Source organism: Anaeromusa sp., assembly GCF_028691475.1.
Taxonomy (GTDB): Bacteria; Bacillota; Negativicutes; order Anaeromusales; family Anaeromusaceae; genus Anaeromusa.
This window is the reverse complement of sequence record NZ_JAQUZF010000105.1, coordinates 1-9,383: the sequence shown is the minus strand read 5'-3', so window position 1 is coordinate 9,383 and position 9,383 is coordinate 1. Positions and strand designations below refer to the sequence as shown.

General features: G+C 47.2%; 10 protein-coding genes. 6 read left to right on the top strand and 4 right to left on the bottom strand.

Features of this window, described 5'->3' with window-relative positions; translation table 11 throughout:
* The 4 genes from PHF27_RS11800 to PHF27_RS11785 all read right to left on the bottom strand — a co-directional run.
* Positions 1–1,142: HDOD domain-containing protein (locus tag PHF27_RS11800; RefSeq protein ID WP_300070271.1), on the bottom strand; the 1,142-nt coding region annotated here is incomplete at its 3' end.
* Positions 1,143–1,171: 29 nt separating this feature from the next.
* Positions 1,172–2,350, bottom strand: coding sequence for an HD domain-containing phosphohydrolase (locus PHF27_RS11795; RefSeq protein WP_300070268.1), 1,179 nt, complete (start codon positions 2,348–2,350; stop codon positions 1,172–1,174).
* Between the two features lie 419 nt (positions 2,351–2,769).
* Entirely contained in the window at positions 2,770–3,693 is a 924-nt protein-coding gene (locus PHF27_RS11790; RefSeq protein ID WP_300070265.1) for a hypothetical protein, read from the bottom strand.
* 20 nt (positions 3,694–3,713) lie between these two features.
* Positions 3,714–4,283 carry a helix-turn-helix transcriptional regulator gene (locus PHF27_RS11785; protein ID WP_300070262.1) on the bottom strand — a complete coding sequence of 190 codons (570 nt, stop codon included), beginning with the start codon at positions 4,281–4,283 and terminating at the stop codon, positions 3,714–3,716.
* Positions 4,284–4,456: 173 nt separating this feature from the next.
* On the opposite strand from PHF27_RS11785, the gene PHF27_RS11780 reads away from it, so the two are divergent.
* From PHF27_RS11780 to PHF27_RS11755, 6 genes are all read left to right on the top strand, one after another.
* A complete protein-coding gene (locus PHF27_RS11780; protein WP_300070259.1) occupies positions 4,457–5,272 on the top strand; it encodes a BRO family protein in 816 nt (271 codons plus the stop codon).
* Between the two features lie 314 nt (positions 5,273–5,586).
* Entirely contained in the window at positions 5,587–5,793 is a 207-nt protein-coding gene (locus PHF27_RS11775) for an XRE family transcriptional regulator (RefSeq protein WP_300070256.1), read from the top strand.
* Positions 5,794–5,963: 170 nt separating this feature from the next.
* Complete coding sequence (locus tag PHF27_RS11770; protein WP_300070253.1) at positions 5,964–6,458, top strand: hypothetical protein; 495 nt, start codon at positions 5,964–5,966, stop codon at positions 6,456–6,458.
* Positions 6,455–6,607: a hypothetical protein gene (locus PHF27_RS11765; protein ID WP_300070250.1), complete on the top strand. Its 153-nt coding sequence runs from the start codon at positions 6,455–6,457 to the stop codon at positions 6,605–6,607. Before PHF27_RS11770 ends, PHF27_RS11765 begins: the two co-directional genes overlap by 4 nt.
* Positions 6,600–8,552 carry a Mu transposase C-terminal domain-containing protein gene (locus PHF27_RS11760; protein WP_300070247.1) on the top strand — a complete coding sequence of 651 codons (1,953 nt, stop codon included), beginning with the start codon at positions 6,600–6,602 and terminating at the stop codon, positions 8,550–8,552. The genes PHF27_RS11765 and PHF27_RS11760 overlap by 8 nt, the downstream gene beginning before the upstream one ends.
* Positions 8,549–9,322 (top strand): AAA family ATPase, encoded by a 774-nt coding sequence (locus tag PHF27_RS11755; protein WP_300070244.1) that lies wholly within the window; start codon positions 8,549–8,551, stop codon positions 9,320–9,322. The genes PHF27_RS11760 and PHF27_RS11755 overlap by 4 nt, the downstream gene beginning before the upstream one ends.
* Positions 9,323–9,383 lie beyond the last annotated feature (61 nt).

Below are 9,383 nucleotides of genomic sequence, written 5' to 3'. Positions count from 1 at the left end.
AGCTGGAGCTGTCGGCTGTACTGCAATACTTGCGGCCAGTCGCCTTTTTCGTAAGCAATAACCAGATCCAGCAGCTGGCGCAGTGTGTTGGGGTGGCCTAGCAAAGCTTGGCAGACATCGTCTGGAATGGGGAGATAGGAAAGAATATTTTTGAGCGGTCGTCCTAAAAATGCATCTAAAAGTGAAAACAAGCCGGTAAAGAAGAAATAATCAGGAGGCATAGAGGTTGAAAGATGTTCGGCTAAGAGTTCGCAATGCCGGCCGCGGATAACGGCGAGATGCAGGAGCTCCGGGGGCTGCTCGCTGCTGAGACTGCGCAAGGTTACTAAGGCAATCCACTTGGATAGTTCCCTTTGCCCTAACAGAGCCGCCGCATGGCGGATAGAGTGAACCGGCGAATGAAAGCCGAAAAAAGCGGAATTGGCGTATTTTAACAGTTGGTAGGATAAGGCCATATCTCGTTTGACAATAGCTTCGAAGCGATGAACATTGACAATACGGGCGTGAAGCTCGCGGGAAAGATATAGGTGGTGGGCGCTGACAATGGGAATTTCTTTTTGAGAAAGTACGGTGGGTTTGCTGAAAAAGTAACCTTGAAAATAAGTATAACCTTGGGTGCGGGCCTGCAAGAACTCGTCTTTGGTTTCTATCTTTTCCGCTAAGAAACGCGGATGATAGATGCCATGGCGGTAGAGAAAGCTTTTAGTTTGCAAACTTTTAGCATCGCGAAAATCTACTTTGATAATGTCGGCCATGCTGGCCAACGGCAGCCACTCCGGTGACGGGATGAAATCATCAAGCACCAGCCAATAGCCGTCTTTTTTTAATTGCACGCAGGCGTCGATAACCTCTTGCGTGGGGGAGACTGTTTCCAGAATTTCAACGGCCAGTACATCTGGCGGCAAAAGCTGCGGAACTTGCTGCTGAAGCAAGGACGCGCTAAAATTAACGAAGGCTTTTTTACCTTCGGTAATGGTATCAATGCCCATTTGCAGGAAGACATTCACCAAAACTTCTTTGGTCGCTTGATTATCGTCGACATATTCAGCTTGGTTGAGCTCACTGTTGCGAAAAAGCAGTTCATAAGCGACTACTTGGGATTGGGTATTGAAAATTGGTTGTCTGGCTACAAATATATCCATTGTTCGTTCCTCGTCGCAGCGTGGGCTGCCTAGTGGGTGTTGCCGTCAGTAAAATAGAGAGGCGGGATAAAGCGTAAGGGGCGGACTAGATGGTTTCCCTGTAGATCCAAGACTTCTTTTTCCGGGGTTTGTACAACCAGCGAATGTGTGCCGGTTAATTCCCAAAAAAGAAGCTGTGCGAAACGGCCATCAGTCAGCTCCAGCCATTCTCCGGCAAGATGATTCTGCATAAGCTTCAGGAAAGCTTGTCCGCAGTGCGTATCTAGCTGGCCGGAGAGAATCGAGCTTTGGATTTCATCTAAGGCTACAAACGCACTATGCTGGGTGCCGTAGCTTTTTTGCGAAGTCATGGCGTCGTATACGTCGGCTATGGCGATGATTTTGGCAAAAACATGCGTTTTATCGCTCTTGGTATGCAGGGGGTAGCCGCTGCCGTCTAAGCGCTCATGATGCTGCAGAACGCCCATGAGAACAGGTAAGTCGTATTCTTTTTGCTTTTGAAGAAACCGAAAGCCTAGAAGGGAATGCAAACGAACTTTTTCCTTCTCATCTTCCGACAAGGGCTGTTGCTTACCCAGCACTTCCAAAGAAATGCGCACCTTTCCTACGTCGTGCAGCAGCGCCGATAGCGTCAGCGCCTGCAGCCGTTCTTCGGAAAAATCGCATTGCTTGCCGATTAGGGCGGAAAGAAGAGCGACATGCAAGGTGTGATGGAATATATAGGGAGAATTCCGCGGGTGCAAATGCAAACAGCGCAGCACCTGCACAGGGGAAGCGGTTAAAACAAGGATATCGCCGGCCAAGGTATTAAGAAGCTCTTTCTCCAAGCGGCTGTGTAAACGGGCTGAAGAGAAAATATGTTTTGTTTCCTCAAGCAAACGACGATAATGCATGCTTAATTCGCTTTGAGGAGATTGACTCCAAAAAGCATCCCAAAGCATTTGAAAAGGAGCCGACGATGTAATGGGTTCTTTTCTTGGAGACAAGTCTAAAACCGGTTCTGGTTCTGCAAACGCTTCTTCTATATAAGGAAACTCCGGCTCGTTCGCTATGTTTTCTTCCGGCAGATTTGGCGAACGGTCTTCCCAAATAGTAACTTGCATGATAAGCAAGTTTTGCAAGAGGGAAATGTGCTTGGCCGATAAAACCACTCCCTGGCTGAGCAGCATTTTCCCGTTGAAGTCATAGACCGGCGAAGCTAGTCGCATACCTGCTATAAACCCGCAGATAGTATGGGAAAAACCGACAAAAGACGGGAAAGGCTGGGAAGCTAGAGGATAAGCCGGTTAGAAGGGCTTTTCTGCGGCGCGCGGATCCGCAGATAGTTTGGGAAAAAATGAAGGGCTGTGGACAAATGGCGGCGCGGTGTCCTCGATTGAAAGACACGACGGCGAGACCCTTCAAACCCTCTTCAATACTGGTTCAAAGGCGTTTTAGGGGCGGGATTTCGGGGCCTGGCGGCGGCGATTGCGGCGAACGATTGGCGAACCATTGGCGAACTAAAACAAAAAAAGCCGTCGAAGCTGATTCCATAAGGGTTTCAGGCATTCGTGGCTGTATTGGAGTAAGGAACTTTTAAAACATTTACGTTTAGTATAAAAATGCATTAAATTGAATAAATATATAATTATGATCTTAATTTGGACAATAGTCTTTTTACGCCAACTTTTTCATCAAGAATCATCGCTTTTTCAAAATAACATATAGCAGAATCTTTATTGTTGCACTTTAGATATATTTCCCCCAGTAGTTTGTTGACGCGTGATTGTGTATGCTCCGACATGGATTCATCAAAAGAGTGGAATAGTAAGAAAAGAACATCTTTATAATCATCTATATTGTTTGTTGATATGCTTTTTGCTTTTTCTTTTGCTAAATCAAATGCCAGATATCCTTTTGCCCCTTCTTCTCGATCATGAAGCCAAATTTCTTCATCCAAGAAAACGCCTTGAAATGTGTATCTATAAAACTTATCGTCTTTGCTATATAAATGTATTATATTATTTTCTGCGTCGAAATGGTATTTTTTAGCCCAGCCAGATAAAGGAGAAAATTTACTTATTTGTTCCCCGGAATCCAGGTCGTAAATAAAGAGACTATTGGCATCGGGGCTATTTTCGGTATGACAGGTTTGAAAACATGCATACCTTCCATTATCAGATATGCCATTATTTAAGAGGTTTGCATTAACAGATTTTTTTAATAGAAGGTTTCCTTTAAAGTCAAAGGCATAGAAAGTTCCATTAAGTTTGTCTCCAAACATCAAATCATTAATTATAAAAGTGCCATTATCAGCAGCTTGTCCGTCAGTAGGTCTTTCCATTTTATCAAAAAGTAGGATTTTTTGCCCGGAAAGTAATGCAAAACGGCCATGCCCATATTCTCTAAAGCCAGAACACTCTCCATAATAATCTGAATCTGAGCAAGCAATTGAATACAGACCGTTTGGAGACGTTTTGTATGCTCCGTAAAACAAGGGGGTTGTGATGTGTACAAACCCCTTGTTTTCGTTCCGTTGCTGATCGTGGTAGACGATGTTTTGCACGTTCATATAATTCACTACCTTTTCAATCAAGAATCCTCTATATCCTCTTCCTTGTTGTCGTACTCTTCGCAGTGTTTTCTAAAAGCATTTTCAAACTGAACTATTGCCCAGCCTCGCAAGTTAGGATTGTCGCTTCCCATAATCTCTTTTAAAACATTAATCATTCGTTTTAAATCGGGGTCAGAAATGGTCTCGATTATTTTTATTTCCTCTGGCGTATTCAAATATTGCATTAAAAGATGTTTTTCAGCTATATCATATTTGCGCGAAGGAGGCAAGGAACAATAATACTTCCATATATCCGGTAATTCCTTAAGTAATTCCTCGGCTCTTTTTAAAGCTTTATCAATTGTTTCTGTCGTATAAAGGGGGTCTGGCCCTGGCCCCGAACCGAGCAAGAGCCAATCAGCGGAAACATGACAATATTTAATAATAGATATTACAGTTTCGACGGAAGGGTAAAACTTATCTTTCTCCATCTCGCTAAGATTACCTTGTGAAATCCCGATAACATCAGCGAATTTCTTCTGTGTTAGACGGAAATGCTTTCTAAGATCTTTTATTCTTTTACCTACCGTATCATCAGTAACTGACAAAAAATCACCTCCTATTGAATAAAAAATCTATAAACAGATAAAATGCCATTGAAAATATCTGTTATTAAATATATAATAAATGTGTAGTTAAAAAAATAGCAACTCTGGAATGTTTAGCTATGAACCCCTTAAAAAACCCGTTCTGACTAACGGGAGAAAAGTGAGGTAAGTAAATGAAACAATTGCAAAAAGTATTTAATTACCAAGGGCAGCAGGTACGTACCGTAAACGTTAATGGCGAACCGTGGTTTGTGGCTAAGGATGTTTGCGGTGTTTTAGAAATGGCAGATGTTTCGATGACACTACAACGACTTGATAATGATGAAAAGGCTACAAGCTCAATTTGTACCCCTGGTGGTTGCCAGGAAACGTCAATTATCAACGAACCCGGCCTATACTCTCTCATCCTTGGTAGCCGCAAACCAGAAGCTAAACCCTTTAAACGTTGGGTTACACATGAGGTATTACCTAACCTCAGAAAAAGTGGCAGCTATACCATGGACGAAGACCCAGTTTCCACAGTTGACCAGGTAATTATCGAATTGTCTAAACGGTTGACGCTAAGCGAAATTGTTACTTTATTCGAAACTAGACTTGCAATGGAAGACAATCAATACAATGGCGAAGCAATCGAAGTGTTTATTCAACGTAAAAAAACCGGCAAGCGTAGCCATTGCAAAGTGGAAAGCAACAAGTTTGCAGATGAAGTAAAGTCCATGATTGATGACGGGTTTACTTACCAAGAAATTGCAAATGTCTTTCAAGAACGTGGCGTTGATATTAGTCGTTCATCCGTTGGCCGATATGGGCAGCGGTATTTAAAAGAAAAAAACCGTCAGGAACCATTTGCTCCCAATAGTTTGAAATTGATAAGTCTAGTAAGATCGCTGGAAGGAGAAATGGCTGAAATGCGCAGCCTTATCGAAAAACAGCCAGTTAAAATTGGTGAGTTGATTCTCAAAAGTGCCAAAAGAACTCTTGACGAGTAACCGCCCTAAACTGCTTTTACAAGCAAGTTTCAATTTCCACTAAGGAGTAACAGTGAAGGCCGGTCGGGGGAGATTTGTCTCCCCTCCAGTTCAAGGAAAGGAGGGAAAGTGCATGGCACTTTACACAGTTCGCACCTGGGGCGGAAACGTCTATACCGTAGAAGCTGACAACGGAACACAGGCAAAACGATTAATTTGTAAAAGATTAGGCCGGGTAGCTTCCGCACCGCTAATCGGTATCAAAGGCATGACTGCAAACAGAGTAAAGTGATTTTAATCCTTATTAAAACATCATTTAAGGAGGCTTCAAAACAATGAAACCTAGAGAAATTCTTGCTGCTTTGATGATGGCCGATGTTCGCCCATATAAAATTGCGAAAAAATGTCATGTGACTCCGCCAATGGTATACCATGTTATTCATGGCCGTGCTAAAAGCCGCAAAATTCAAGATGTTATAGCCGAAGCTATCGGCAAAGACATCAATGAAATTTGGCCGCAATGGGCAGCCGGTGTTGCATGAAAGGAAAAATGAAGTATGGGCACAGAATGGGAACCGCCTCGCAAGCATCTCCCATTCTGCAACCCGGCCAATATGATTGAAAAACAATCATATTTTTAATTATACCCTATCTGACCGTTTTCAAAAAATATTTTCATATTTATTATATCTCCCTCATTTGGAGGTGCACAATGGCAAACCACAAACGAAAGCCAGACAACGATCAAAAAAATCAACTTAGCTTATTTGACATGATTGAGGATATTAATCCCCAAAAGTTTGACACCCCGTATTTTCAGACTGAAACGAAACCATTAGGCTTACGGATAAAAGAAGGTATTAGTGAAGCAATGAAAAACAGCGGCCTTAAACGCTATGCAATTGCTGGACAAATGACTGAATACCTGGGAATAGAAATTACTGAAAGTATGCTAAACAGCTGGACGGCAGAATCCAAAGAAGGACACCGCATGCCAGCGGAATATTACCCTATATTCTGCAAGTTGACTAAGGATTACACCATAATGGATATCCTAACTGCTTCGGCTGACGGGCGCATGGTGAAGTCCGAAGAAATCTACCTGCTGGAAATGGGCCGCCTACAACAGGCGGAGAAAACCATCCGGCAAAAACAAAGCCAACTGCAGCGCGAATGGAACCGCGCGCGAGGAGGTGAACGGCAATGAAAAACCGCTTCCTCTGCCTGGGCATCCGCCGGGCGGGAATGACTACCATTGCCTATGTGGAGAATGGCCAGGCGATCGTCAAGACCCTGCCTTCCTTACCAAAACCGTCCTCTCGTCCGCTCCCGAAAGGGGCGGAACGTCATGGCTGACATGCTGCTCACGGTAGCAGAAACGGCGGCACTGCTGGAAGTCGGCGAACGCGCTGTTCAGAAAAATGCGCTTCTTGGAAAGTACGGCAAACTGCGCTATACGGACATAACGAAAGGCGGCAATGGAGGCAAGGCGCTCCGAATATCCTTGGACGCTCTGCCAGAAGCATATCAGGCCAAGTACATTGAAGAACACGGTCTGGGTGCGCAAGTAGAAGCCGCTGAAAGTATCTACCCGTATGATATGGCTCCACAATGGGCGCGCGAAAAGGCGCACCGCAACCATTTTATCCTAGACGAATACGAAGAATTTATCCGGTTCCGCAAGGGCAGCAAGGTGGAGTTGACCAACGAATTCGTGGAAGACTGGAACCGGCAAAACCCAAGCGAAACCATATCAAAAACGACTTTATACCGCTGGCAAAGCGGGTACCGAAAAGAAGGTATTTCCGCCCTGCTGCCCGCCTACGGACAGCGCAAGGGCAAGCGCTCTTCCATCAGCGACGAGCTCATGGTCGAGTTCATCCGGTTGCTGAAGAAGAACATTAAAATCAGCGAATGCCGCCGGGTGCTGGAGGTCATGGCCAAGAAGAACGGCGACACCTGCCCAAGCGACGACACGCTGCGGCGGATTGCCAAGGAACTGCCGATGGCGGTGCTGGTGGCCATGCAGGAAGGCAAAAAAGCCTTTTACAACAAGTGCCAGACGTTCACCAGGCGCGATCCGGCCAGTGTGCGAGGCGGTCAGGTATTCGTCGGCGACCATCGGAAATTCGACTTCTTCATTCTGGGGCCGCGTAACACCTGGGTACGGCCATGGGTAACGGCGTGGATGGACATGCGCAGCGGCAAGCTGGTCAGCTGGCTGGTGACGCTCAACCCGAACACGGACACCATCACATCCACTTTCGCCGATGCGGCGCTGGACCCAGCCATCGGACTGCCCCGCGAAATCTACATCGACAATGGCCGCGACTATTGCAACAGCCGTTTTGCCGGTCGAGGTTTCCGGGAAAAGAAAGCGGCGCTTGACGCCGATCGGCAGCGCGTGGTGCCGATGATGGAACGGCTGGACGTCATTGTCCACTTTGCCATCCCGGAAAACGCCCGCGCCAAGAACATCGAACGCGTGGCCTTTCTGAACATGTCGAACTGGTTCTGCCCGTATTTTGACACCTACTGCGGACGCAATACTGCTTCCCGACCGGAGGAATTAACAGACAAGCTCAAGGGCGACGCCAACAAGGCCAAGTACAATGTCACACTGGAACAGCTGACGGAAATCTTCGACGGCTATGTCCGGCACATCTATAATAAACGACCATCCCAAGGCAAGGGCCGGGAAAACGAATGCCCGGACGAAACCTTCATCCGGACACGGCTGCCGGTACGGCAAACGACCGAAGCGGTGCTGATGCACTTCATGCAAAAGAGAACTGGCCGCTTCCGGATCGGGCGCAACGGCATCACCTTCCAGGGCCGCGAATACTATTCGCCGGACACGATCCTGCACAAGGGCAAAGACGTGGTTATCAGCCAACGCCAAGGCGACCCGAACAATATCTTTGTTTTCGACTTGGACGAGCGTCCGCTCTTCAAGGCCACGGCGGTGGGCTCCATCGACGGACTCCACGCGGACAGCGAAACGATGCACGCCGAAGGCTCACGCAAGAAAGCCGAATGGGAAGCCGTCAAGGCTCACCCGGCCTATCAAATCGCCCAAAGCGGCGACGCGCCGAGCATGGCGGAAATCGTGGCCCTGTTCAAGGAATACGGCCCCAAGTCGCCTGACCCGAAACCGACCACCGTCACGGAAATGGCTCCGGTACCGGCAGAACTGCGCGACGCGCTGCGGTATAACCAACAGCAAGCAACCGGCACGGACGGCATGAGTGTCTTTGAAATGATGGCCGGTGCCAAGATTGAACGACGGAAGGGGGATTGACCGCTACGAAAAACCTAGAAAAATTCACTACCGAGGTGCATGTCTGGGCCAATGCTTTCCTAGCATCCGGCGAAATATCACAGAGGGCGCTTGCTAAGCAAGCCGGTATTTCAGGAGCTTCCCTTTCGGCCTTTTTGGCTGGCACCTACCAGGGAAGTAGTGAGAACGTAGCCAAGAAACTCCTGCCGGTGCTGGAAGCCAGCAAAGCGCGGGAAGCTGCCGTACGGTCGGTCAGGGAACCGGAAATCATCGAAACGGCTGTTATGCGGGAAATCTACTTTGGTTTAAAATATGCCTCTGACCGCAACGACATCATTGTCATTTACGGCGCGCCGGGCATCGGCAAGACTGTTTCTTTGGAAAGCTACATCAAGACCAACCCGACCGCCCTGTTCATGACCGGCAGCCCCAACATCCGGAGCGGACGCGACATCATGGAAGAGCTGCTGGAGGCCATGGGCAAGAAAACGCAGGGCCGGAACAAGTTCTTGGAAAAGAGCATCATCAGCGCCCTGAAAAACTCCAACCGCATGATCATTATTGACGAAGCTCACTTCCTCCGCCTGGACGGACTGGAAACCCTGCGCCGCATTTATGACGCAACCAAGTGCCCGCTGGTCCTGGTCGGCAATCCGAAAATCATGGAGATCATCACCGACCAAAACAAGACCGTCACAGGGCAATTTTTCTCCCGCTCTGTTCGGATTGATTATTTCACGGTTTCAGAACCACCTGTTCTCCTGAACGGAACCGAAGGTTCACGCCAATGATACCGCTGGTTTTTAATTGGATACCGCCCCGTTGCAGAGCGGTATCCATGGCGGGATGCTT

Bases quoted from the DNA above. Each gene is read 5' to 3' on its own strand.
- PHF27_RS11790 (WP_300070265.1), bottom strand. From the start codon at position 3,693: ATGAACGTGCAAAACATCGTCTACCACGATCAGCAACGGAACGAAAAC.
- PHF27_RS11795 (WP_300070268.1), bottom strand. From the start codon at position 2,350: ATGCGACTAGCTTCGCCGGTCTATGACTTCAACGGGAAAATGCTGCTC.
- PHF27_RS11765 (WP_300070250.1), top strand. From the start codon at position 6,455: ATGAAAAACCGCTTCCTCTGCCTGGGCATCCGCCGGGCGGGAATGACT.
- PHF27_RS11780 (WP_300070259.1), top strand. From the start codon at position 4,457: ATGAAACAATTGCAAAAAGTATTTAATTACCAAGGGCAGCAGGTACGT.
- PHF27_RS11760 (WP_300070247.1), top strand. From the start codon at position 6,600: ATGGCTGACATGCTGCTCACGGTAGCAGAAACGGCGGCACTGCTGGAA.
- PHF27_RS11775 (WP_300070256.1), top strand. From the start codon at position 5,587: ATGAAACCTAGAGAAATTCTTGCTGCTTTGATGATGGCCGATGTTCGC.
- PHF27_RS11770 (WP_300070253.1), top strand. From the start codon at position 5,964: ATGGCAAACCACAAACGAAAGCCAGACAACGATCAAAAAAATCAACTT.